At 33.3% G+C, this 23,271-nt stretch carries 25 protein-coding genes and 1 tRNA gene; 12 read left to right on the plus strand and 14 right to left on the minus strand.

The genetic code is table 11. The features are described from left to right. Positions 1–68: 68 nt before the first annotated feature. Complete coding sequence (locus tag UMM65_RS00135; protein WP_321974421.1) at positions 69–539, minus strand: hypothetical protein; 471 nt, start codon at positions 537–539, stop codon at positions 69–71. Then, the gene (locus UMM65_RS00140; protein ID WP_321974422.1) at positions 532–1,107 is read right to left on the minus strand and encodes a DUF4126 domain-containing protein; all 576 of its coding nucleotides are present in this window, start codon (positions 1,105–1,107) and stop codon (positions 532–534) included. Before UMM65_RS00140 ends, UMM65_RS00135 begins: the two co-directional genes overlap by 8 nt. Before the next feature lie 293 nt (positions 1,108–1,400). Between UMM65_RS00140 and UMM65_RS00145 the strand changes: the two genes are divergently transcribed. The 6 genes from UMM65_RS00145 (at position 1,401) to UMM65_RS00170 (ending at position 7,303) form a co-directional block, all read left to right on the plus strand. Continuing rightward, positions 1,401–1,553 carry a hypothetical protein gene (locus tag UMM65_RS00145; RefSeq protein WP_321974423.1) on the plus strand — a complete coding sequence of 51 codons (153 nt, stop codon included), beginning with the start codon at positions 1,401–1,403 and terminating at the stop codon, positions 1,551–1,553. Positions 1,554–1,863: 310 nt separating this feature from the next. After that, positions 1,864–2,448 carry a cob(I)yrinic acid a,c-diamide adenosyltransferase gene (locus UMM65_RS00150; protein WP_321974424.1) on the plus strand — a complete coding sequence of 195 codons (585 nt, stop codon included), beginning with the start codon at positions 1,864–1,866 and terminating at the stop codon, positions 2,446–2,448. Positions 2,449–2,704: 256 nt separating this feature from the next. After that, positions 2,705–2,926, plus strand: a complete 222-nt coding sequence (locus UMM65_RS00155; RefSeq protein WP_117883287.1) for a DUF2795 domain-containing protein — start codon at positions 2,705–2,707, stop codon at positions 2,924–2,926. 118 nt (positions 2,927–3,044) lie between these two features. Then, complete coding sequence (locus UMM65_RS00160; RefSeq protein WP_321974425.1) at positions 3,045–3,434, plus strand: lipocalin-like domain-containing protein; 390 nt, start codon at positions 3,045–3,047, stop codon at positions 3,432–3,434. Between the two features lie 60 nt (positions 3,435–3,494). Further along, positions 3,495–6,833, plus strand: coding sequence for a preprotein translocase subunit SecA (gene secA, locus UMM65_RS00165; RefSeq protein ID WP_321974426.1), 3,339 nt, complete (start codon positions 3,495–3,497; stop codon positions 6,831–6,833). Positions 6,834–6,874: 41 nt separating this feature from the next. Further along, positions 6,875–7,303: a TFIIB-type zinc ribbon-containing protein gene (locus UMM65_RS00170; RefSeq protein ID WP_321974427.1), complete on the plus strand. Its 429-nt coding sequence runs from the start codon at positions 6,875–6,877 to the stop codon at positions 7,301–7,303. Between the two features lie 7 nt (positions 7,304–7,310). Here UMM65_RS00170 and UMM65_RS00175 read toward each other — a convergent pair whose 3' ends face one another. The 3 genes from UMM65_RS00175 to UMM65_RS00185 form a co-directional block, all read right to left on the minus strand. Further along, entirely contained in the window at positions 7,311–8,390 is a 1,080-nt protein-coding gene (locus tag UMM65_RS00175; protein WP_321974428.1) for an AMP-binding protein, read from the minus strand. A gap of 70 nt (positions 8,391–8,460) precedes the next feature. Beyond that, positions 8,461–9,372 (minus strand): CPBP family intramembrane glutamic endopeptidase, encoded by a 912-nt coding sequence (locus UMM65_RS00180; RefSeq protein WP_321974429.1) that lies wholly within the window; start codon positions 9,370–9,372, stop codon positions 8,461–8,463. A 28-nt stretch (positions 9,373–9,400) separates the two neighbouring features. After that, on the minus strand, positions 9,401–10,435 hold the full coding sequence (locus tag UMM65_RS00185; protein WP_321974430.1) for an o-succinylbenzoate synthase: 1,035 nt from the start codon (positions 10,433–10,435) through the stop codon (positions 9,401–9,403). 161 nt (positions 10,436–10,596) lie between these two features. On the opposite strand from UMM65_RS00185, the gene UMM65_RS00190 reads away from it, so the two are divergent. Then, a tRNA-Arg gene (locus UMM65_RS00190) sits at positions 10,597–10,668 on the plus strand. 51 nt (positions 10,669–10,719) lie between these two features. On the opposite strand, the gene UMM65_RS00195 is transcribed toward UMM65_RS00190, so the two are convergent. Next, positions 10,720–12,027: a DUF819 family protein gene (locus UMM65_RS00195; RefSeq protein ID WP_321974431.1), complete on the minus strand. Its 1,308-nt coding sequence runs from the start codon at positions 12,025–12,027 to the stop codon at positions 10,720–10,722. Between the two features lie 305 nt (positions 12,028–12,332). Beyond that, positions 12,333–14,867 (minus strand): M14 family metallopeptidase, encoded by a 2,535-nt coding sequence (locus UMM65_RS00200; RefSeq protein ID WP_321974432.1) that lies wholly within the window; start codon positions 14,865–14,867, stop codon positions 12,333–12,335. Between the two features lie 362 nt (positions 14,868–15,229). Here UMM65_RS00200 and UMM65_RS00205 point away from each other — a divergent pair, with 362 nt between their 5' ends. Then, a complete protein-coding gene (locus tag UMM65_RS00205; RefSeq protein WP_321974433.1) occupies positions 15,230–15,658 on the plus strand; it encodes a hypothetical protein in 429 nt (142 codons plus the stop codon). Between the two features lie 53 nt (positions 15,659–15,711). Here the strand turns inward: UMM65_RS00205 and UMM65_RS00210 are convergent, their stop codons facing one another. The 5 genes from UMM65_RS00210 to UMM65_RS00230 all read right to left on the minus strand — a co-directional run bounded on the left by UMM65_RS00210 (position 15,712) and on the right by UMM65_RS00230 (position 18,665). Continuing rightward, complete coding sequence (locus tag UMM65_RS00210; protein WP_321974434.1) at positions 15,712–15,876, minus strand: type II toxin-antitoxin system antitoxin; 165 nt, start codon at positions 15,874–15,876, stop codon at positions 15,712–15,714. Positions 15,877–15,886: 10 nt separating this feature from the next. Beyond that, positions 15,887–16,834, minus strand: a complete 948-nt coding sequence (locus UMM65_RS00215; RefSeq protein ID WP_321974435.1) for an alpha/beta hydrolase family protein — start codon at positions 16,832–16,834, stop codon at positions 15,887–15,889. Continuing rightward, positions 16,831–17,355 (minus strand): hypothetical protein, encoded by a 525-nt coding sequence (locus UMM65_RS00220; RefSeq protein ID WP_321974436.1) that lies wholly within the window; start codon positions 17,353–17,355, stop codon positions 16,831–16,833. The genes UMM65_RS00215 and UMM65_RS00220 overlap by 4 nt, the downstream gene beginning before the upstream one ends. A gap of 138 nt (positions 17,356–17,493) precedes the next feature. Further along, complete coding sequence (locus UMM65_RS00225; RefSeq protein WP_321974437.1) at positions 17,494–17,652, minus strand: DUF4177 domain-containing protein; 159 nt, start codon at positions 17,650–17,652, stop codon at positions 17,494–17,496. Between the two features lie 158 nt (positions 17,653–17,810). Then, positions 17,811–18,665, minus strand: coding sequence for an SPFH domain-containing protein (locus UMM65_RS00230; RefSeq protein ID WP_321974438.1), 855 nt, complete (start codon positions 18,663–18,665; stop codon positions 17,811–17,813). Positions 18,666–18,820: 155 nt separating this feature from the next. Between UMM65_RS00230 and UMM65_RS00235 the strand changes: the two genes are divergently transcribed. Next, complete coding sequence (locus tag UMM65_RS00235; protein ID WP_321974439.1) at positions 18,821–19,603, plus strand: S1/P1 nuclease; 783 nt, start codon at positions 18,821–18,823, stop codon at positions 19,601–19,603. A 23-nt stretch (positions 19,604–19,626) separates the two neighbouring features. On the opposite strand, the gene UMM65_RS00240 is transcribed toward UMM65_RS00235, so the two are convergent. Then, a complete protein-coding gene (locus UMM65_RS00240) occupies positions 19,627–20,709 on the minus strand; it encodes a hypothetical protein (protein WP_321974440.1) in 1,083 nt (360 codons plus the stop codon). Positions 20,710–20,943: 234 nt separating this feature from the next. Between UMM65_RS00240 and UMM65_RS00245 the strand changes: the two genes are divergently transcribed. Further along, entirely contained in the window at positions 20,944–21,642 is a 699-nt protein-coding gene (locus UMM65_RS00245; protein ID WP_321974441.1) for a M15 family metallopeptidase, read from the plus strand. Positions 21,643–21,811: 169 nt separating this feature from the next. Here UMM65_RS00245 and UMM65_RS00250 read toward each other — a convergent pair whose 3' ends face one another. Next, on the minus strand, positions 21,812–22,159 hold the full coding sequence (locus tag UMM65_RS00250; protein WP_321974442.1) for a DUF6249 domain-containing protein: 348 nt from the start codon (positions 22,157–22,159) through the stop codon (positions 21,812–21,814). Positions 22,160–22,224: 65 nt separating this feature from the next. Between UMM65_RS00250 and UMM65_RS00255 the strand changes: the two genes are divergently transcribed. After that, the gene (locus tag UMM65_RS00255; protein ID WP_321974443.1) at positions 22,225–22,878 is read left to right on the plus strand and encodes an RNA polymerase sigma factor; all 654 of its coding nucleotides are present in this window, start codon (positions 22,225–22,227) and stop codon (positions 22,876–22,878) included. Further along, the gene (locus tag UMM65_RS00260) at positions 22,871–23,269 is read left to right on the plus strand and encodes a hypothetical protein (RefSeq protein WP_321974444.1); all 399 of its coding nucleotides are present in this window, start codon (positions 22,871–22,873) and stop codon (positions 23,267–23,269) included. The genes UMM65_RS00255 and UMM65_RS00260 overlap by 8 nt, the downstream gene beginning before the upstream one ends. Positions 23,270–23,271 lie beyond the last annotated feature (2 nt).

The raw sequence follows: 23,271 nt of genomic DNA on the forward strand, positions 1-23,271 counted from the left end.
TTTAAAATTTGGAAAGTAGAAGTAAGAAATAAATGACTGCTAACTGCTACTGCCAACTGAATACTAATTTAAAGTCTATCAAATTCAGATTTTTCCTCAAAAGTTAATTTTACTTCTTCCTTAAATTTTTCTTTTTTGGGGAATTTTAAATACATTATCACAATCAACAACAATGAAACCAATAAAAAAGTAATGTTATTGGTAAGGAAAGTGGCTACAACAGCTAACAACGCAGAACCTTCTAAACACGCTCCTTTTATCAATGTAGCGGTCTGATATTGAGCCAATTTCAAACTCAATGAATCGTTAGATGAAATTTTATTAATGAAAGATTTGTATAAAAAATTACTCAACAACACACCTCCAACTGCAGTAATGGGAACAACAATAGTGAAAATATCATTTACGTCTAAACTATAAGTCATATTTTCGACTAATGTAAATACAACAATTGTGAATACTGCTATTCCAGCTATTAACGCTCCATAAATAAGTTGTATGGTTTTAAAAACACTATTTTGCTGCGTATTATTATCCATCTATCTGTCTCTTTTTAGGTTTAAACCACTTAAATACTTTGAATAGCAACCATAGTATTATAATCACAAAAATTATCGCTAAAACCGGAGCAACAAATGCCAAGATTGCCATAATTATAGAAGTTCCGGATTCCACCGTAGATACTATGGGATTAGCCACACCGCCTGTGGTTGCTATTGATGTCAGTCTTGCCGTACTTGTTGAAGTTTTAATTGCTGTTGCAGTACCACCACCTGCAATAATGGCCAATGACCATGTAATTATTGGGTCTAAGTCTGCTGCTGTTGATAACATTACCGCTGTACCTGCCACGGCGGCTAGAGGCACCGCTATGGTATCCAATAAATTATCAAGCCAAGGAATTAGATATGCTCCTATTTCAACAATGGTTGCAATCCCTAAGGTAATCATAGCAGCCGAACTACCGATCCATTCCCAATTCTCATTCAAGGAAATAATTTGGTAATAAGAAGCTAAACTTAAAGCAAAAAGTGGTACAAATATTCTAAAACCAACAGAGGCAGCTAGGCCAATACCTAATAAAATACTAAAAATTGTTTCGGGCATTTACTCCTAATTTTAAATCAATTCTATACACAAAGATACTTACAATTTTTTTGCCAAAAATGCAATGGGGATTTTTCCCCTTTTCGTATTAGGGTTTTTCCCCAATTTATTAACAATGCTTTTTTTTCAATATAGTTTGCCTTAAATTTGAAATAACAATTTATAAAGTAATTGTTTATTTTACCTCACCCAGAACTATTAAAAGAATAGTTCTGACCTCTCCCAAGGAGAGGTGAAATTGGAAACCATGAAGCAAAACTTCATGGAGTAATTTAGATACAAACAAAACGGCTATGATACACTCTCAACACAATTTCGACAAAAATCAAGACTCTGAACCTTTTGGACCTCAATTTTGGGATAAAGTTGTAAAAACATTATTTATTACAGGGTTATCTCTAATACTGATAATGATTGCACTAAAGTGGTCTGGAATTATCGCTTAAACTACTTCATTGTAACACCCTTCTTTATATAGGTTAATTAACGCTATCTAAAAAATGCCACGAATTCACTAATTTTTTAATTAATGATTAGGGTTGCTGATAAAGAAATACTCACTTATTTTAAAAAAAATCTATAGATTTTTTATTAGTGAAAATATTGCCTTTTAAAATTAAGTTTGCAATTAGTGAATTCGTCGCAATAACGCCATCATAATAAAAATTCAAGTTCAGCCTTAATCTTTTTACTTTAAATTTTTAAATCGATAAATAACTCAATAACTTAGCAACTTCAATATTGAGTTAGATTATTATGAAAATATATACAAAAACAGGCGATAAAGGACAAACATCACTTTACGGAGGTACACGGGTGCCGAAATACCATTTACGGATTGAAGCGTATGGAACAGTTGATGAGCTCAACTCACATATTGGTTTGTTAAAAGATCAGAAAATATCCGATTCTACAGCCAAAACATTGCTAAAAGTCCAAAATGAGTTATTTACTGTTGGGGCCATGTTGGCCACTCCTCCTGAAAAAGAAACTTTAAAAAGTGGAAAAGAGCGATTGAACATTCCCAAAATATCAGTATCTGAAATAGAATACCTAGAACAAGAAATTGATATAATGCAGAAGTCTTTACCACAAATGACTCATTTTGTGTTACCAGGTGGGCATCAAACCGTGTCATTCTGTCATATAGCTAGATGCGTTTGCCGTCGAGCCGAGCGTTTAACGGTACATTTAAATGACAACGAATCTATAAACATACTCATTATAACTTATTTGAACAGACTTTCCGATTACCTTTTTGTATTGGCACGGAAATTGACTTACGACAATCAAGTTAAGGAAATACCTTGGCTTCCGAGTAAAGATAATGAACTGATTTAAACTTTTTACATTTGCTAAAAAATTGTTCTTTTTCGCCCACTTTTTGTCTTTTTTTACTTCCGTAGCCCTGCTATGCAACTTAAAAAAGCCTTCAATTGGTCAAAAATCCACTAATTTTCGCTTAAACGCAAAAAGTTTAAATCAGTTCAACTAGTAAAAAACGTTCTTTTTAATAATTTGAAAAATAATACATAAAAAACTTGCTTTTTTGCTTAAAAAAATTACTTTTGCAAAATATTAAAATTATATTAAAATTATGTATTGGACTTTAGAATTGGCATCGTATTTAAGTGATGCCCCTTGGCCAGCCACCAAAGACGAATTGGTAGATTATGCAATTAGAACTGGTGCACCGCTTGAAGTTGTGGAAAACTTGCAAGCCATTGAAGATGAAGATGATTCTTATGAGTCTATTCAAGAAATTTGGTCAGACTACCCAACGGATGAAGATTTCCTTTGGAACGAAGATGAATATTAACAAATCTAAAGTCTCTTTTTGAGGCTTTTTTTTTGGATTTTCGGCAATCTTTTTATTAAAAATTAACAAATTATAACCTTACAGATATTGTATATTTGTTGTTGAATATATTAAAGAAATGAAGGGAAATTTTTTTTTACTTATATTAATATCCTTTGTAACATTGGGTGTTAACGCTCAAAGCAATGAATTAATAATTGGAAACTGGGTTTTTAAAGATGCTTTTAACAAAGAAAAGATAAGTGATGCCGAGTTAGAGATGTTTAAAAACGAAATGATAAGTAAAATGACTTTAAATTTTTCTGATGACGGAAAATTCAATGGTTATGCTATGGGAAAAAACCAAAGCGGAACTTGGAAACTATCTGAAGACTCAAAAAAAATTACTTTAGTTGACGATGAAGCTAATGCGGCCGAATTTAATATTCTCAAATTAACCAATGAAGAATTGGCTATAAAATTTGGGATTGGTGAATTTCTTATGGTAAGAAAAGTCAAAAAGGAGTAAAATCAAAATTAAAAAATCACATTAAATATTGTCTTCGGTCAATATTAAAATAAAAGATATATGAGTATTTTAAATTCTGTCCTTAAAGTCTTTGTGGGCGATAAAAACAAAAAAGACTTAAAACAATTGCAACCTATAATAGACGGTGTTAGGGCTTTTGATGCAGAAATGGAAAAGCTTTCCATTGACGAATTGCGAGGCAAAACAGCGGAGTTTAAGCAAAAAATTAAAGAAGCCACAAAGCCTTTTGATGACAAAATAGCCGAGTTAACCACTGAACTTGAAGCTACCGATATTGATAGAAAAGAAGAAATTTATAAAGAAATAGACCTATTAAAAGAAGACGCTTATGAAGCTTCTGAAAATACTTTAAAAGAAATTCAATCGGAAGCTTTTGCAGTGGTAAAAGAAACTGCAAGACGATTTGTAAATAACACAGAACTAAAAGTTAAAGCAACACCTTTTGATCGTGAAATTTCTGCCGAAAATGATTATGTTACGTTAGAAGATGACTATGCCATTTGGAAAAATTCTTGGGATGCGGCTGGAAAGCCTATCACGTGGGATATGGTTCATTACGACGTACAATTGATTGGTGGTTCAGTACTCCATCAAGGTAAAATTGCAGAGATGATGACCGGTGAAGGTAAAACCCTAGTGGCCACTTTGCCCATTTATCTTAATGCACTTACGGGAAACGGAGTACATGTAGTTACCGTGAACGATTATTTGGCAAAACGTGATGCCGCTTGGATGGGCCCTATATTTGAATTTCATGGATTAAGTATTGATTGTATTGATTATCACAAGCCCAATTCAGATGCCAGAAGAAAGGCTTATAACGCCGACATTACTTATGGCACAAATAACGAATTTGGTTTTGATTACTTGCGTGATAACATGGCCCATAACCCAAAAGACCTAGTGCAACGACCTCATAATTATGCAATTATTGACGAGGTGGATTCTGTATTGATTGATGATGCCCGTACACCGCTGATTATTTCGGGTGCTACGCCACAAGGCGATAGACATGAATTTAATGAATTAAAGCCAAAAGTTAACGATATAGTAAACAAACAACGTACTTTTTTAACAGGCGTACTAGCAGATGCCAAAAAAATGATTGCGGAAGGAAATGAAAAGGAAGGTGCGTTTCACTTGTTAAGAGTTTTTAGAGGTTTGCCAAAGAATAAGGCATTGATTAAGTTTTTAAGTCAAGAAGGAATCAAACAGTTATTGCAAAAAACCGAAAATCACTACATGCAAGATAACAACCGTGAAATGCCCAAAATTGACGAGGCTTTGTGGTTTGTTATTGATGAGAAAAACAATTCCATTGAGTTGACTGACAAAGGTATTGAGCACCTATCTGGCACAAAAGATAAAGAGGATAATTTCTTTTTATTGCCCGACCTTAGCATGGAAATTGCCAAAATTGAAAATGAGAACGAAACTCCAGAAGATGTTGCCAAAGCTAAAGAAGAACTCTTCCGTGATTTTAGTATAAAAAGCGAACGTATCCATACATTGAATCAATTGTTGAAGGCTTATACCCTTTTTGAAAAAGATGTGGAATATGTTATCATGGACAACAAAATTAAAATTGTTGATGAGCAAACCGGACGTGTTATGGACGGCAGACGTTATTCTGACGGATTGCACCAAGCACTTGAGGCCAAGGAAAATGTAAAAATTGAAGATGCAACACAAACCTATGCCACCGTTACGTTGCAGAATTATTTTAGAATGTACAATAAGCTTTCGGGTATGACGGGTACCGCCGTAACCGAAGCTGGCGAATTTTGGGAAATCTATAAGTTAGATGTGGTTGAAATCCCTACTAACATGCCGTTAATTCGTAAAGATAAAGAGGATTTAATCTATAAAACCAAACGCGAAAAATATAATGCGGTAATTGATGAAATTGTAAGATTGGTAGAAGAAAAAAGGCCTGTTTTAGTGGGTACTACTTCTGTGGAAATTTCTGAATTGTTGGGTAGAATGCTAACCATCAGAAAAATACCTCATAACGTTTTGAACGCCAAATTACATAAAAAAGAAGCAGATATTGTTGCCGAGGCGGGTAACCCAGGTGTGGTAACTATTGCCACAAACATGGCTGGTCGTGGTACCGATATTAAATTATCGGACGAAGTAAAAGCATCGGGCGGTTTGGCTATTGTAGGTACAGAACGTCATGATTCTCGTCGTGTAGATAGACAATTACGTGGTAGGGCTGGTCGTCAAGGAGATCCAGGATCTTCTCAATTTTATGTTTCTTTGGAAGATAATCTAATGCGATTATTTGGTTCGGAACGTGTAGCCAAGATGATGGATAGAATGGGACTGAAAGAAGGTGAAATGATTCAACATTCTATGATTTCTAAATCCATTGAAAGAGCACAGAAAAAGGTAGAAGAGAATAACTTCGGTATTAGAAAAAGGTTATTGGAATATGATGATATTATGAACTCTCAACGTGAAGTAGTTTATAAACGTCGTCGTCATGCTCTTTATGGTGAGCGTTTACAAGTTGATATCGTGAATATGGTTTACGATACTTGCGAGGCTATTGTAATGGACAATAAACCTGCAAATGATTATTCCAATTTTGAATTTGAACTGATTCGTTTTTCTTCTAGCTCATCTCCTTTTACTAAAGAAGAGTTTGAAAACAAATCTGAACAAGATTTAATCGACGAGTTGTTCAGAATAGTTTATAAAAATTATCAAAATAAAATAGCACGAAATGCCGAAGCTGTTTATCCTGTAATTAAAGATGTTTACGAAAAACAAGGCAATCAATATGAGCGTATTGCCGTACCTTTTACAGATGGTGTTAAGACGTTAAATGTAGTGACCAACCTAAAAGATGCTTATGAATCTAAAGGTAAAGGTTTGGTTGCCGATTTTGAAAAAAATATTTCTTTGGCCATTATCGATGAGACCTGGAAAGATCATTTAAGACAAATGGATGAGCTTAAACAGTCAGTTCAAAATGCTACTTATGAGCAAAAAGATCCTCTTTTAATCTATAAATTTGAGGCTTTTGAATTGTTCAAAAAGATGTTGACCAAGGTAAATAAAGAAGTATTATCTTTCTTGTTTAAAGGGGAATTACCGAATCAAAATGCACAACAAATTTCTCAGGCAAGAGAACAAAAACGTGAGAAAGTACAAGTGAGCAAGGCTGATTTTAACAGTCCAACTCAAGATACTAGCACCAATCAGACACAAGAACAACATGTTACCGAAACCATAGTGCGAACCGAACGAAAAATCGGTAGAAACGAGCGTGTTACCATTAAGCATGTGATGAACGGCGAAAGCAAAGAGGTGAAATACAAACAGGCCATTCCGTTAATTGAAAAAGGGGAATGGGTGTTGGTTGAGTAGTTATTTAAGTAAGACGAAAATAAAATTATAAAAAATACTATATGAAATGTCCAGTTGATGGTTCTGAATTAGAAAAAAGAGTTTATGAAAATGCAATTGATGTAGATGCCTGTAACTCGTGCAATGGTATTTGGCTTGATGCTAATGAATTAGAAAAAATTCAGGACATTAAAATCAATGATTATAGAGAAGAATTAGGTCGTATGCCTGATTATGTAGGCAAATCTATATTGATGGCAAAATCGAAAGATAAACCGACCGTTTCTTGTCCAAAATGCAACGAGGAAATGGAACGAAGAGAATATGGTTATTGTTCACAAATCTATATAGATTCTTGTATTAACGGTCATGGTGTTTGGCTTGACGAAAACGAACTAAAAGATTTAGAAGTTTTTTATGAAAGATCAAGAATGGAAACTGCCACTATGCGAAAAGGCTTTTTTAGTAGTCTTATAGATATTTTTAAATAAGAAATAGTTAATTTTTAAAAATTAAATCCAATGTTTTTTGACGTTGGATTTTTTTTGTCTCAGTTTCCACAAATTTTTCAATAAAATAGATTTCTTTTGGGATTTCATATTTGTTAAGTTCAGTTAATCTAGATATTGATTCTTCAACTTCGCTCGAAGTGATGCTTAGTTTTTTACTTTCTATAATTAAAATCAACTTTTCTCCCAAAATATCATCCGGAATTCCTGCTACAAAAAATCTTTGATCTATAATTTTAGATAGTTTTTCCTCAATTCGTTCAGGAATTAATTTTATTCCACCAGAATTTATAACATTATCGGCTCGGCCTAACCATTTGAATTCAGTATTAGATTTTATTTCAACCAAATCATTAGTAATAATTTTTTTGTCTGAAATTTTTGGGGCATCAATAACCAAACACCCCCTTGAATCGGTTGAAATTTTAACATTTGGAAGGGTTCTATAAACTGATTGCTTCGTCGTGTCTCCTCGCAATGAGAGTTTATTTAACCTTTTAACCGCAATATGAGTTATTGTTTCTGTCATTCCATAAGTAGCAAATATTTCTGTGGGTAACTTTTGAAGTTTCATTAGTAGCGTATTATCAACCGCACCTCCACCAACAATCAGTTTTTTTATTTTATGCAGATCCGATAAAGAATGATGGACTTGCATTGGCACCATAGCACAGAAATCATAGATTTTATCAATATTTTGTAACGGATTTGAACTCACCTCAACAACATCTAAATGCCAACCTAACGTTAATGCCCTCACTAACATCATTTTTCCTGCTATATAATCTGTTGATAGGCATAATAGAGCTTTTGTATTTTCTGATAAATCAAAAAAGGTGCCTGTGGCTACGGCACTATTTATCATCTGCTCTTTTTTCAATGCTATGCTTTTTGGTTTGTCCGTTGAGCCAGATGTTTGGACATTTATAGTCAGAGTAGTGTCAAACCAATCTGTAAAGAATTCATAAAAACTTGGTGATAATTTTTCAGAAAAGGTCAATAGTTCTTGAACAGAATTGAAAGATTTTCCGTTGAGTTTGAAGTTTTTATGAAAAATATTATCGTTCATTTAAGAAATACACCCCTAAAGTCCCCTCACCGCGTGTCGCTAAAGCTTTAGCGGAGGCACAAGGGGACAATTAATCAATTAAAACTGGTTTTTCAATTTTACCAGTTAGCTTTTCTTTCCAATTTTGCCAACCATATTTTTTTGCAAAAACAAAAAGTAGAATTGGGAAAAGAATAAAAACAGGAACTATAATATCAAACCCTGCTGATGGTTCAGAAACATCGCGTAAAATAGAATCAGTTTGAAAGGCTGTCCAGTCTGTTGTAACCAAAAGTGCTGTAACTAAATTATTTGCCGCATGAAATCCCAATGCGAGCTCCAATCCCTCATCCATTAGCGTAATTATCCCCAAGAATAAACCGGTACCGATATAGTAAACCATCAATATTAATCCCAATTTATCAACTTCAGGATTGGCCATGTGCATTAAACCAAAAGTTACAGAGGTAAATAATAATGGAAACCATCTATTTTTAACCAAAACCCCTAAACCTTGCATTAAATATCCACGAAAAAAATATTCTTCAAAACTAGTTTGAATGGGAAGTAACACAATTGACAAAAGTGCTAGAACAATAAATTTGTTAAAGTTAAAGTTCCATACAAAATCTTCTGGCATAGCATAATATGCGTATAAAACCATACCAACAGTTATAATTGCCCACAAAGAGAATGCAAAAAATATACGCCTGAAATCTATCTTATTTCTTGAAGTAGTCAGAGAAATAATAGATTGTTGATGCACAAACCTTACCCAAATAAATAATCCGCCTAAGAAGATTACAAACATAATTAAGTTTTCAAAAAATACACGGTTAGCACCTTTACTTAGTATCTGCTGTTGCATTATTTCATTAGTATCCAATTCCCATACTGAAATCACAACACTATTTAAAATGACAAGTCCAAAAAGCCCTAAGGTTGGTAGTAAATATTTCCAAAATTGTGGTTCGCCAGTATATGCTTGCTGTATAAAATTCATTTTTTCTATTTAAATTCAAAAATAAGTTTTATAAACTAAACTGCCATTTTAATTGGGGATTATAATGTAGGTGTCCATTATTTACCTCTAGGGGTGAGTCAAAATTATTGGTAAATAAACCACCTGTACCCAAACCCTGTGGCATTGTGGTTTTTAAACTATAAGTAAATTGGGCAATAGCATTGAGTCCAATGTTACTTTCTAAGGCAGAAGTAATCCACCAAGAAACATTGTTGCTTTCCGATATATTAATCCATTCATTACTCCCTTGAAAGCCGCCAACTAAGCTCGGTTTTAAAATGATATATTGCGGGTTGATAGTTTCTAATAACCTCGCCTTATCTTCTTTTCTAAAAATTCCAATCAATTCTTCATCTAAAGCAATGGGTAGGGGTGTTTTTTCACATAATGATGCCATTTCCTGCCATTGTCCCGCTTCTATGGGCTGCTCAATGGAATGCAAATCATAATCTGATAATCGTTTTAATTTATCCAATGCATTTTGAGGTGTAAACGCTCCATTGGCATCCACACGTAATTCAATTTCATTTGCTGTAAATTCTTTACGGATAGACTTTAAAATTTCCAGTTCCGTATCAAAATCTATAGCTCCTATTTTCAATTTTAAGGTTGTAAATCCCGCAGCTAATTTTTCTTTTATTTGTCGTGTCATAAAACCAGCCGAACCCATCCAAATTAAACCGTTTATTGAAATTGCATCCTTACCCTTCGTAAATTTAGAAGGAAACAACGTGAACTTATCTTCACTTTGCAATGATAAAAATGCCTGTTCCAATCCAAATTGAATGGATGGAAATTCCGATAATTCATTTAATAAAAAATTCTTTTCTAAATTTATATTTTCGCAAAGCCATTGCATTTTTTTTTCATAATCTGGTCTATCATCGGCACTTAGACCTTTAAAAAGACCACACTCTCCCACTCCATCTTTTTCATTTTTAGAAAGTAATAGAAAATAAGTTTCTTTAGTGCGTAAAATTCCACGTGAAGTACCGCTGGGCTTTTTGAAGTTAAGAATGTACTTTTTAAAGGATGCTGTCATATGTCATAAAAATCTCAAATAACAATTCACAAATTACAAATAAATCCCAATTATCAAATCCCAAATTCCATAAAAATAATGAGGCTTTTTTGTGACTAATTTTTTAAGTTTGCCGATGGTTTGGAATTCGTTTTTTTAAGCTTTAAAATTTTAAATATTTTGCCCTCGTAGTTCAATGGATAGAATAGAAGTTTCCTAAACTTTTGATCTAGGTTCGATTCCTAGCGAGGGTACATTTTTATCTAGTTCTTTGAAAATAAAAGGCACAAAAATTTAAACCAAAATTACTGTGCCACAATTTGCATTAGAATAGTACAGGCAATGGCTCCGACAGTACCCACAGCATAACCAAATACTGCTAATAAAACTCCCACGGTTGCCAATGAAGGATGAAAGGCAGATGCTACTATCGGTGCTGATGCTGCACCGCCCACATTGGCCTGACTGCCAACTGCCAAAAAGAAATAAGGAGCTCTAATTAATTTCGCTACCAATATCAAAAGTCCGGCATGAATAGCCATCCAAACAAAACCAATGGCTAATAAACCGAGGTTATCAAAAATCAATGTCAAGTCCATTTTCATACCAATGGTAGCCACCAAAATATAGATAAATACACTACCAAATTTACTCGCTCCCGCTCCTTCGTAATTTTTAGCTTTGGTAAATGACAACAGAATAGCAACAATAGTTGATAAACTAATCATCCAAAAGAATTCGGAATCTAAAAAAGTAAATACATTTTTAGTAGTTGGGTTTTCTATTCCACCAACAACACCTGAGAAAAAATCAGCTAAATAACCCGCTCCGAAATGTGCAAAACTTACGGTTCCAAAAGCGATACCCGCCATTATCATTAAATCTGACAAACTAGGGTTACGTTCAATTTCAGCGGAATAATTAGACACCTTTTCTTTTAGACTTTCTATAGCCGAAGTATCTGCTTTTAACCATTTATCAATACGTTTAGATTTGCCAATTCCAATAAGAATTATCGCCATCCAAATATTCGCCACCACAATATCAACAAACACCATTCCGCCATATAACTTTTGATTAAAACCATATATCTCTAACATGGCTGTTTGGTTGGCACCTCCACCAATCCAGCTTCCTGCTAAAGTCGCTAAACCTCTCCATACCGCATCTGGCCCAGCACCGCCAACAGTTTCAGGTGATACCATAGAAATCAACAAAATGGCTATGGGCCCACCTATAATAATACCTACGGTCCCTGTAAAAAACATGACCAAAGCTTTCCAACCTAAATTAAAAACTGCTTTAAGATCAATACTCAACGTCATTAAAACTAAAGCAGCAGGTAATAGATATCGGCTGGACATATAATATAAACTGGTACTGTGTTTGGTAACTTCCCCGGTATCTGAAACAGTTTGCCAATCTGGAGCAATTAAACCTGCCGTTGTAAAAACTGCTGGTAACATATAGGCAACAAATAAGGCAGGAACAATGGCATAGAATTTTGACCAAAATCCTTCTTTTTTAGAGGAGGTATAAAAAATAAAGCCCAATGCTAACATCAATAATCCGAAAACAATGGTGTCGTTTGTAAAAAGAGGTGATGTATCCATGGTCATAAGTCTTTGGTTGTTAGATGTTAGTTGTTTTTGCTTCGTAAATTTAAAGTATTCTGCCCACTAATATTATTTCCTTTATTTTCTCTGTGAATTTCTGTTTCTAGCAAATCTCTTTGTAATAACCTTTTATACCCCTCCGTCCTTCGGACATATTGAAATAAATTCAGCACAGGCTCTCCCCTTAAAAAAGGGGAGGAACCTTGTTTCTATGTATTAATATAAATTCTTAAAAATTATTCGTAATAAATATTAAAAGATTCTTCGCTCCACTTCGTTTCACTCTGAATGACAAATTTAGATTATTGCCCCACCATAAATACAGCGTTACAAAAGACTAATTTTCCATTTTCCCAAAAACTTCTGAATAGTGGATTGTCAGCTAAATATATTACAGCTCCCCTGCCCTTTTCTTCAACACCAAAAACTAAGGAGGTTTCTATATTTTTAAGAGCATTTACACCAGCAAATCCACTTACCAAATCATTCTTGCCTTTTATAACACTTACATTAACACCATCCTTTAAATAGGCATAATGGTTATTGCTTAAACGTAAAGTATGGTAATTCTTTCCATATCCAAAGCCTAATGGATGTGTGTTGTCCATGGTTGCTTTAAAAATACTTCCTGTAATTATATTCGAAAGAGATTGTCTTTCTAAATTGTCATAATTTTCAAGTATTAGTTTTTCTTGCTGTGCTTTTTCTTCTTTTTCCTTTTCGGTTTTTTCATCATCATCTTTGTAATTGGACAAATCGAATTCATCACTATCTGCAAAAGTGCTTAGTGCTCTGTCAATGGCTACTACTCTTCCTCCATTTTGCACCCATTTTTTAACTTCTTTTAATTTATCTTCATCCAAATTGTCACCATAATATCCGCTTGGTAGTACCAAAACATCATATTTATCTAAATTTACACGACTAAAATAATCAGTATCCAACACGGTTATTGGATATTGAATCTGCTGTTCAAAAAAGTGCCAAACCTCTCCAAAACCTAAGGAAGAAACGCCATCTCCGGAAAGTACCGCAATTTTTGGGGCTTTTAGATAATTGACGGAACTTGATCCGAAATCTTTTCCTTTGGTTACAAATCCAGTAGCGACTCCGGTAACTTTTCTATCGAATTTTTGAGTGGCTTCTCGGACTGTAGCATCAAACTTTTCGCCTAACTTTTCATTACCTCTTCGTGTGATAATTAATGTTCCAGCGTCATAACTTTCTCCCTCAATAGTAAAAGCGGATTCTGAAAACCTAACTTTAATTTTATTTTTTAACAAATACCCTAAAAAAGAAACATCGTCCGTACTATTCCATTTTGCCAAATAAGCATACGGTTTTTCAACTCCTACTGGACTAGCTCCAGTGGCATCAGCAGGCATCGATTCTGATGCTAACGGATTAAGTAAAGCATACGCCTCTAAGCCTCTGCTATAAGGTATTGCCCAAGCTGTAATATCATAAGTAAGAGAATCCGCAATTTTCGTTTGTGGCTCAAACAATGCATTTATAAAATTTGATTTGGGTTGATTTGTATTGATTACCATATCTTTTGAAGAAAATCGAACCGATTTTGTTGAGCTATTTTGATAGTCAAAAGCCTTAACGGTAGCATTGGAAGTTGCCATACCGTATTCAATTTCATGTCTATCTAACAATTTTTTTAGACCGTTCAATTTATCTTTTCCGTTGTTTCCGCTAATCACATAACTTTTATATTTCCCCTTAGGGTTGGAGACTGCTTTCTTAAAATAAGTTACAAATTCTCGTTGTAATTTTTCGGCATTTAAAGATACCATTTCAATGGTAGATAAACCCGTGGTATAATGATGGGCAATCCTATCTTTGAGCGTTAGCACATCGTCATCAGCGGTTTTTATTCCCAAGCCAGCTCTTCCGCTACCGCCCTGTTCATAGGTCATTCCGATAGCTCCGTTGTACATGGGGTAGGTATCTCCATAACTGGGATACAACAAGTCAAATACTTCTTTGGTAAAATATAACCAGCCATTTTTATCGAAATACTTGGCGTGGTTTTTACCTATTTCTGCTTGAAAATCACGTTGAAAATCAGTAATAATTTCGTGATAAGGTTCTGCCGCGGGTGCGAAATAATAAGGATTATTAACGCCTTGTTCGTGAAAATCCACATGAATATGTGGCATCCATTTGTTGTACTCTTTTAAACGCGATTGCGTTTCAATTTGCGATGCCCAAGCCCAATCTCTATTTAAATCGAACAAATAATGATTTGCCCTACCGCCCGGCCAAGGTTCGTGATGTTCTTTAGAATCAGGGTTGATATTATAGGGTTGGTTTTGATATTGGTTATACCAATTTACATAACGGTCTCGCCCATCAGGATTAATACAAGGATCAATAATTACAATAGTATTTTCCAACCATTTTTTGGTTTCAGAATTGTTAGGGTCAACCAAAGCATATAAGGTTTTCATCGCCGCTTCTGTACTTACGGATTCATTACCATGTACATTGTAACTTAACCAAACTATGGATACTTCAGAATTTGCATCACCTTGCAAAATACCAATTGATTTTAGGTGATTACTTCTTAATTCTTCGAGTTTAGAGAAATTCTTAGGAGCGGTAATAAATGCTAATTGTAAAGTGCGATTCTCATAAGTTTCACCATACTTAATCAATTTTACATTCTCATTTTTATCTGCAATATGTTTAAAATAATCAACTACCTGATGATGTCTTGTAAAACGATCTCCTAATTCATATCCCAGAAATTCTTTGGGTGATTTTGATTGAGAAAATGATGTAAATACAAATAAAAAAAGTAAGCTATAGGGTAATATTTTTTTCATTACAAAAGGTTATATGCCTCAAATATATGTAATAAATTATGATAAACAAGTCTCCACATGCATACCCTCGGAACTCTTCTCAAAAGCCTGGACTTTACCATTAGTTTCGTTGAGTTCCAAAGTATAAGGTCTTTTTATTATTGTTAAAAATTAAAACAGATCTTTTTTATCGACCTAAACAAAAGAATGATACTCACTTATAATTATATCTTCGACCTATATTTTCCTACTTATCTACCGTGGGGCTTATCTGGTATCAAGAAATTTTTATTGCTTAAATTATTTCAATTTACACGCAACTTTTTTAACAAAACACTATCTTCTTTATTAGATTAATTCAATAATCTTTTTACTTTTAAACTATGAAAACATTAATTTTATCTCTATTTATATTCACTTTATTATTAAATTGTAGTAATGCGGATAATTTGAACTCTGATGACAAAGAGATTTGGAAAGGTGTGTTCTATGATAATACTGCAAAGGCTAACGTTCATGACCCCCAATATAACTACACATTAATGATTAATAGTTTAAACAAAGTAGATGTTATTTTGCCGTATGAAGATGTTGAGGAGAAAGTAATATCGATTGAAATTTTAAATGATTCTGAAATGGATATTTCATGGAAACTTAAAAATGAAACCAAAATTGTGCGTTCAATGTATCACTATAATAATCAAAATGAATTGATAATAGATAAGTTTATTTATACTGCAGCAACTATCCCTTTTCCAAGTAATTTAGTAACTGCAACATTTATTAAAGAACGTGAACCAAATAATCTATAACAATGAAAAAGTACTGCACAAAACTTTAGCGAAATAACCATTTTTCATTTAACTTATTTCTCCTTTTTCTTAGGCTGCCGTTTCGCCGCTTTTAAACTTTGCTGTAGCATCCACTCAATTTGACCATTGGTACTACGGAACTCGTCCGCAGCCCATTTTTCAATAGCTTTGAAAGTCTCTTCATTTATTCGCAATGCAAATGCTTTTTTCTTCGACATTATTAATATCTTACTTTTTTATTTCAGCAACTTTATTGATAAATTCAACCATACCTGTTACTAGTTCTTGTTTGATACCCAAATCAGCATTGGTATATGTACCAATATTTTCTAATCTATCATCACTTTTTACTTCTTTAAAAATATGGTTCATATTTTCGACAATCAGTAGTTCAGAAGCCTCATCAGCTTTATGCAACAATTCTGCATCAGAAACCGGAATCTGTATGTCTTTTGTTCCGTTTACAATTAAAATAGGAACTTTCATTTTTTTGATTTCCTCTTGTGGATTATACTTGATCCAAGAGGCCCAAAAAGGCTGTAAAGATTTTCTAAAAACTGAAATCAATAATGGATTAAAATTTTCATCAATTTTTCCAGATTTAATTATTTCAAAAGTCTTTTCCATATCGTTTTTAAATTGAGGGGATTGAGCGGTAACCTGTTCAATTAAAATCTTGTCAATAGTTCTTCCTGCTCCCGCTAATGAGATAAATCCGTCAATTCTTAACTGCCCGGCAACCATACCTACCAAACTACCCTGGCTATGACCCGCAACAATAATGCTAGAAAACTGTTCTTTATCTTTAAAATAATCTATCACAGTGATGGCGTCATTTATAAAATCATCAAAAGATATATCTCCTTCTTTAAGTCCTTCTTTTTTCGAAAGTACTATTGAACTTTTGTCATAACGATATGTAGCGATATTATTTTTTAGTAAACCTTCTGCCAATTGTTTTAAATAATTTCCTGCTCCGCCATTTCTATCTACCGTGCCCGAGCCAGGGATTATAATTACCAAAGGCACATTATTTTCTGATTTTGGCATCATTAAAGTGCCATTGACTGTTACTTTTTCAGATGGAATATTGATTTTTTTTTCGGAAAAGTCAGATTGTTGGGCAAAACAAAAAAAACTTGTAATCAATGATAATGTAATAATGATTATTTTCATGCTGTAGCTTTTACAATTTTTGATTTATAAGTATTTAATACCCTTTGTGCTTCAACTTCCTTTTGCGTACCGATTAATATTTTTTTTCCGTTATTTAGTACTATTTGAATGCCTTGATTACCTCTGATATTATAAGCTTTACCATTAGATACTTTACCACTCGATCTCAAAAAATTGCCCCTATAACCCCAACCGCCATATTCAAAAATGGCATTATATTTTCTTACATACGCATTACTGACATCATCCCAATTTATAAGATATTGTTTCCTATGAAAAGGAGTAAATCGGTAATGTATTCCTTTTTCATCAATTCTAGTATGCAACTTAATCATTCGTATTATGAAAATAGTAGCCAATACCAATAGGAAGGAAATAGACAGAGCTATTTTAGCCGTTTTATCTTTAAGTAAATCATCAGAATTTATAACTATGGGAATAATCATAGTAAACAATGAAGCACCAATAATAACATATAGCCACCACTGATTAAACCGCTGCTGCTCTGTGAAAATTTTCATTTGTAATTGCCAAATTAAATGTTTATAGGTTTTAATAAAAAATTCAGGGATTGAATTAAAAACACACCCCTAACCCCTCTCAAGAAGAACTGTACTTTTTCACTTCAGTCTTCTGTCTTCCAACTTCCAGCTTTTAAACTACCTATTCTTATCTCTTTCAAAAACTATTCTAGTAGATTGTTCTGCAATATGGCAGACCATCCAACCAGATTGAGCGTACTGGTTTAAGGTGTCTTCTAATTTTTTATTATTACCGGTCAAACCCTGTTTCCAAGTTACTACTTTATATTCTTTCATTTTTTTTGAGTTATTAGTTATTGAGTTAATTAGGTAGGTCACTAGCCAAATGCCTTAAGAAATAAAATTATTTTAGTCCAATCAGACCTACAAGGTTATCCTTGCTTCGGCAATGCTCAAACCTTGCAGGTCGCCACTAACGACCAAAGATTACAAGACTATGTTAATGTACCTGTATTTAAAACCGGTGTTGCATCCTTATCCGAACATAATATCACCATTAAATTACTGACCATAGTTGCTTTTCTATCTTCATCTAAATCAACAATATCTTTCTTGCTTAACTCGTCTAAAGCCATTTCTACCATGCTTACTGCACCTTCTACAATTTTATGCCTGGCCGCAACAATTGCCGTTGCCTGTTGACGCTTTAACATGGCATTTGCAATTTCTTGGGCATATGCCAAATAACCAATTCTGGCTTCCAACACTTCAATACCTGCCATTGCCAAACGTTCTGACAATTCCTCTTCCAACGCTTCACTTACCTCATTTACACTGGCACGTAAGGTTATATCTTCATCCAGTCCTTCGTCGGCAAAATTGTCATATGGATATAAACTCGCTAATTTCCGTACCGCGGCATCACTTTGTACACGAACAAAATTTTCGAAATTGTCTACATCAAAAGCAGCTTTATAGGTATTTTGCACACGCCAAACCAAAATAGTGCTGATCATAATCGGGTTACCTAATTTGTCATTCACCTTTACGCGTTCACTATCAAAGTTACTTGCTCTTAAAGATATTCTCTTTTTGGTGTAAAAAGGATTTGCCCAAAAGAAACCATTTTCTTTAACTGTGCCTACATACTTTCCAAAAAGTAATAATACTTTTGAAGTATTTGGGTTTACCAAGAAAAATCCGGGCAACAACAATACCCCTACTAATACAGCCGCTATAAATGCAATATCAATATTAATGAATGCATAAATACCTCCGCCTACTAAAGCAAGAGCTAAAAACAACATGAAGTAACCGTTGGATACTTTAATAATTTTTTCTTCTTTCATTTTATGAGATTTTAAGACCTGCCACTCCAACAGGTGGATTAATTAGTTGTAAATTTATTTTGATATTATTTTGATATCACAAAGATATAACATTATTTTTGACATTTGCAAATATTATCATCAATTAATTCCCTATTTTTGTAAAAATTTTCCATATGAATTCAAAAATTTTACTTTTTTTATCTGCATTATTAATTAGCACTTCAAATTTTGCTTCGATTTCAGAATGGGGCCCTACGGGACACAGGACTACGGGAAAAATAGCAGAAAGTCACCTAAAAAAAAGAGTACTTAAAAAAATTGATAAATTATTGGATGGACAAAGTTTGGCATTCGTATCTACTTATGGAGATGAAATAAAATCGGATAAACGATATAACGATTTTTATACTTGGCATTACGTAAATATGCCTTTTGACAAAACTTATGAAGAGTCCGAAAAAAATCCTAAAGGTGATTTGGTTACAGGAATAAATAAATGTATTGAAGTTTTAGAGGATGAAAACAGTTCTAAAGAAGACAAGGTTTTTTATTTAAAAATGTTAGTACATTTGGTAGGTGATTTGCACCAACCCATGCACATTGGGCGACAGGAAGATAAAGGTGGTAACACCATACAGGTACAATGGTTTGGCAGAGGCACGAATTTACACAGGGTATGGGACGAAAACATGATTGAAGAATGGGGCATGAGCTACCTAGAACTAGCAAACAATGCCGAAGATTTGTCTAAAGAACAGATAAAAGCTATTAAAAAAGGATCAGTAGTAGATTGGGTGAATAACGTTCATAAATTGACTAAAAAAGTTTATGGTTCGGTCGAAGTTGGTGAAAACCTACGTTATCAATATAACTACGATTATTTTAAGACGGTAAGGCAACAACTACAATTTGGAGGTATTAGATTGGCTAAAATACTAAATGACATTTTCGGATAGTGTCCTTTTTTTAATAAGGTTCATTAAATTTTATCTATTTCGTTATTTCGGATTATGTAAGGATTCAAATTTGCGTAATTTCTGCCCACAAAATCCAAAGCACTTTTTAAAATTGCTCCCATATTATTGGATTTTTTAAATTTAACGTCACCAGTAAGCTCTAATAAGCCATCTTTCAGTTCCTTTATTTTTTCAGGTGTAGAGAGTACATCATCGTTCATACAACCTAACACCTCGTTTAACCTAGTTTGTTCGCTTGCAGCTCTTTTAGCCAGTAGTGAACGCTCTTCCAGCTTATACTGATCAATAGATTCTCTACGTAGCATATCAGTAGTCATATCTACCAACTTGTTGTTTTCTTTCAAAAATTGGGGTTTATACACTTTTGGGTTGCCCTCAAAACTTTGTTGGTCAAAATCAATAGCTCTGATTCTGTACTGTATTCTGTCAAAATCGTGGGTCAATACCATAACATAGTTGTAAGACCGCATATCGCCCAATAGTCTAACAAAACAACGTTCGTTAAACTTTACAAATTCCTTGGCAATAGCCCTTTTATCTTGTTCCGAGCAAAGATCAAGATGTTTTTCAATAAAGGTATCACCTGGTATTCCAGAAATATGTTCTTCAATTAGGGTCTCCTTATAAACTAAAAAATAAATATAGTTGGGAGACAATAAGTGTTCCAGCTCCAACCCATAAATTCGAGAAGCGTCTGCCTTTTTTATATAAAAGAAAAGATAATTATCATTCAAAATATTTCTGACCTTGATCCTAAAGGGTTTTGAGTTGCCAAATGTGCAAAAATCTATACTGTCAATGTTTAGGTATGGTATCATGGTATCACTTCCATCTGCATTTAAAATGGTATAAATATGCTTCAAACTTAGCTCAATTTCGTCACGCTCGTGTTCAGCAAAATATACACTAACCCAAAGTGTATCGTTTCCATCTTCATCAAAAATTTCTACAGCTCCTTGAAAACGTAATAAATCATCATAAAAAATAGGTATCTTAATATTCCTACCGTGTTTAGTCAAGTAGCTAGAAAGCCTATCGGTAATAGGAAAGGCAGGCTTCTTTTTAGACATTAATTTCTGATTCATCTAATACTTTTTAATTTTGTTTAAATATAGCAATTAAATGCTCTTACCATAAGGTGCAAGACTAATATTACCCAACTTTATTTTTCATTATTTATTTAATTGAAGTAAAATTTTTAGATTCTTTAATTACATAATCTTTAATTTAATTGCTTAATTACCACCAACTGATTGCACTAACCTATAAAATATATTGAGTACTTTAGCGTTAAACTCTTAACCCAAAAGATTAAATTAATGAAAATTTCTTATTTCATAAAACTTTTATCAGTTATACTACTAGTTAGTATTTCTGCCCAAATTCAAGCTCAAAAAGAATCAGGTACCTTACCAGAAGGTTTTGTCTATGTTAAGGAGGTAATACCTAAATTAAGAACCGATTTACGTTATTATTCTGAAAATAATTTTATAGGTAAGCCTATTGATGGGTACAACAAACCTAAATGTATTTTAACTGTAGAGGCCGCACAAGCTTTAAAAAAAGTGCAACAAGACTTTGAAAAACTAGGATTTGGACTATTGGTATTCGATGCCTACAGGCCACAGCGTGCAGTTAACCAATTTGTTCAATGGGCACAAGATACTACTGACAACAAAATGAAAGACAAATATTACCCCAACATAGATAAAAAAGATTTATTTAAAGAGGAATATATTGCCGCTAAATCTGGCCATAGTAGAGGCAGTACAGTAGATTTAACCATTGTATCCTTAAAAACCGGACATATATTAGACTTAGGTAGTGATTTTGATCTTTTTGATGAAAGGTCTAATGTAAATTACAAGAATGTTACCAAAAACCAACGCTCTATACGATTAATGTTACAACGTAGAATGGTTAAGCATGGTTTTAAACCACATGAAAAAGAATGGTGGCATTTTACTTTGGCAAAAGAACCATATCCTGATACTTATTTTGATTTCTCGATAGAGTAAAAAAGACTTTAGACCGCTTGTTCTTCCGCTAAAGCTTCGGCGACACGCGGACGCTTTTTGACGTTAGACATAAGACTTAAAAAAAAAAGCACTCAAACCAAATTGGTTTGAGTGCTTTTTTTATTGCCAAAACCCCGAAGGGTTTAAAACCCTTTCGGGGTAATTAGTATCATTCTTTGTCTAAGTTCTTTGTTAAAAAGAAGCCGATCAACAACCCTGTGCCCGCCATTAAGAAAATTGAACCAGACATAGCAACAGCTTCAATAACATTAAAGTTTGAATATAAAATTCCTCCGATAACAATACCTGCACCTACCCCCATCAATAACAAAGCTAAATTTAATATTAAAACTTTCCAGACCGGAGCCGTTCGTTGTCTTTCCCTAGTAAATATTTTTGCATCCGCTCCTTTTTCTATAAGTGCCATGCGTTCTTTGTTACGTGTTGTAAAATACAAATAGAAAATACCGAAAATACCTCCAAAAATTAATGGTAATATGATTACTTCTGATCCCATGATTATTAAATTTAAATTGATTAATTTTATTGTGTTATGCTTCTTATGACGATACACTTTTAATTATGGTTACAGATTTATCTACATATTTTTTTAATAAAACTGTAACCGAAACTTATTTTTTGAAGTCATATAGTTATGTGACCGAAACCAACGACCTAGATTGTATCAGAAAGATACTTGATGGCGATACCCAAAAATATGCTATTTTGGTGAATCGCTATAAGGATTTGGTTTATACACTGGCAATAAGGATGGTGAAAAATAAAGAAGAAGCAGAAGAAGTATCTCAAGATACTTTTACCAAAGCTTTTAAATCTTTAAATAAATTTAAAGGCGAATCAAAATTTTCAACATGGATTTACAGTATTGCTTACAATACAAGTTTAGATAGTTTAAAAAAGACGAAACGGCAATATAAAACCGTTACTATTAATGAGTTTACGAAAAACCAAATAAAAAGCTTGGACAATATATTGGATAAAATGGAGCATGACGAACGAAAGTTAACCATTCAAAACTGTATGCAATTGCTTCCTAGCGAGGATAGTTTTTTATTGACTTTATATTATTTTGAAGAATTGTCTATTGACGAAATAGCTCAAATTATAAATTTAAAACCTAATAACGTTAAAGTAAAATTATTTAGAAGCAGAAAAAAATTGACTAGTATTTTAAAAGGAAAATTAGCACCAGAAATTCTAGAAAGATATGGATAACGAGCAGAATAAAAATATAGAAAAGTTAGTAGATAAACTAATGAAAGATGATGGTTTAGCATCATCTTCATCAGATTTTACGAATACCGTAATGGCTAAAGTCGAACAACTAAACCAACAAAAAACCTTTGCCTATAAACCGATTATTTCTAAAAAAATGTGGTTTGCTATTGCTACTTTAATTGTAGGTTTTTCAATTTATCTGGCGTTTTTTGGAAACCTTACAAAATCAAAATGGTTTGCTAATATTGAACTTGATTTTAGCATGAATTTTCTATCATCATTAAATTTTTCAAACACCACGTTGTATGCCACAATAATAGTTTCATTATTGTTTTTAATACAAATTGTAATGCTAAAAAATTATTTTGATAAGCGGTTAAATACATAAAT

The organism is Aureibaculum koreense (genome assembly GCF_034296135.1).
In the GTDB taxonomy this organism is placed as follows: Bacteria; Bacteroidota; Bacteroidia; order Flavobacteriales; family Flavobacteriaceae; genus Aureibaculum.

Coding starts and splice junctions, on each gene's coding strand:
- UMM65_RS00135 (WP_321974421.1), bottom strand. CDS start 539: ATGGATAATAATACGCAGCAAAATAGTGTTTTTAAAACCATACAACTT.
- UMM65_RS00140 (WP_321974422.1), bottom strand. CDS start 1,107: ATGCCCGAAACAATTTTTAGTATTTTATTAGGTATTGGCCTAGCTGCC.
- UMM65_RS00145 (WP_321974423.1), top strand. CDS start 1,401: ATGATACACTCTCAACACAATTTCGACAAAAATCAAGACTCTGAACCT.
- UMM65_RS00150 (WP_321974424.1), top strand. CDS start 1,864: ATGAAAATATATACAAAAACAGGCGATAAAGGACAAACATCACTTTAC.
- UMM65_RS00155 (WP_117883287.1), top strand. CDS start 2,705: ATGTATTGGACTTTAGAATTGGCATCGTATTTAAGTGATGCCCCTTGG.
- UMM65_RS00160 (WP_321974425.1), top strand. CDS start 3,045: ATGAAGGGAAATTTTTTTTTACTTATATTAATATCCTTTGTAACATTG.
- secA (WP_321974426.1), top strand. CDS start 3,495: ATGAGTATTTTAAATTCTGTCCTTAAAGTCTTTGTGGGCGATAAAAAC.
- UMM65_RS00170 (WP_321974427.1), top strand. CDS start 6,875: ATGAAATGTCCAGTTGATGGTTCTGAATTAGAAAAAAGAGTTTATGAA.
- UMM65_RS00175 (WP_321974428.1), bottom strand. CDS start 8,390: ATGAACGATAATATTTTTCATAAAAACTTCAAACTCAACGGAAAATCT.
- UMM65_RS00180 (WP_321974429.1), bottom strand. CDS start 9,372: ATGAATTTTATACAGCAAGCATATACTGGCGAACCACAATTTTGGAAA.
- UMM65_RS00185 (WP_321974430.1), bottom strand. CDS start 10,435: ATGACAGCATCCTTTAAAAAGTACATTCTTAACTTCAAAAAGCCCAGC.
- UMM65_RS00195 (WP_321974431.1), bottom strand. CDS start 12,027: ATGGATACATCACCTCTTTTTACAAACGACACCATTGTTTTCGGATTA.
- UMM65_RS00200 (WP_321974432.1), bottom strand. CDS start 14,867: ATGAAAAAAATATTACCCTATAGCTTACTTTTTTTATTTGTATTTACA.
- UMM65_RS00205 (WP_321974433.1), top strand. CDS start 15,230: ATGAAAACATTAATTTTATCTCTATTTATATTCACTTTATTATTAAAT.
- UMM65_RS00210 (WP_321974434.1), bottom strand. CDS start 15,876: ATGTCGAAGAAAAAAGCATTTGCATTGCGAATAAATGAAGAGACTTTC.
- UMM65_RS00215 (WP_321974435.1), bottom strand. CDS start 16,834: ATGAAAATAATCATTATTACATTATCATTGATTACAAGTTTTTTTTGT.
- UMM65_RS00220 (WP_321974436.1), bottom strand. CDS start 17,355: ATGAAAATTTTCACAGAGCAGCAGCGGTTTAATCAGTGGTGGCTATAT.
- UMM65_RS00225 (WP_321974437.1), bottom strand. CDS start 17,652: ATGAAAGAATATAAAGTAGTAACTTGGAAACAGGGTTTGACCGGTAAT.
- UMM65_RS00230 (WP_321974438.1), bottom strand. CDS start 18,665: ATGAAAGAAGAAAAAATTATTAAAGTATCCAACGGTTACTTCATGTTG.
- UMM65_RS00235 (WP_321974439.1), top strand. CDS start 18,821: ATGAATTCAAAAATTTTACTTTTTTTATCTGCATTATTAATTAGCACT.
- UMM65_RS00240 (WP_321974440.1), bottom strand. CDS start 20,709: ATGAATCAGAAATTAATGTCTAAAAAGAAGCCTGCCTTTCCTATTACC.
- UMM65_RS00245 (WP_321974441.1), top strand. CDS start 20,944: ATGAAAATTTCTTATTTCATAAAACTTTTATCAGTTATACTACTAGTT.
- UMM65_RS00250 (WP_321974442.1), bottom strand. CDS start 22,159: ATGGGATCAGAAGTAATCATATTACCATTAATTTTTGGAGGTATTTTC.
- UMM65_RS00255 (WP_321974443.1), top strand. CDS start 22,225: ATGGTTACAGATTTATCTACATATTTTTTTAATAAAACTGTAACCGAA.
- UMM65_RS00260 (WP_321974444.1), top strand. CDS start 22,871: ATGGATAACGAGCAGAATAAAAATATAGAAAAGTTAGTAGATAAACTA.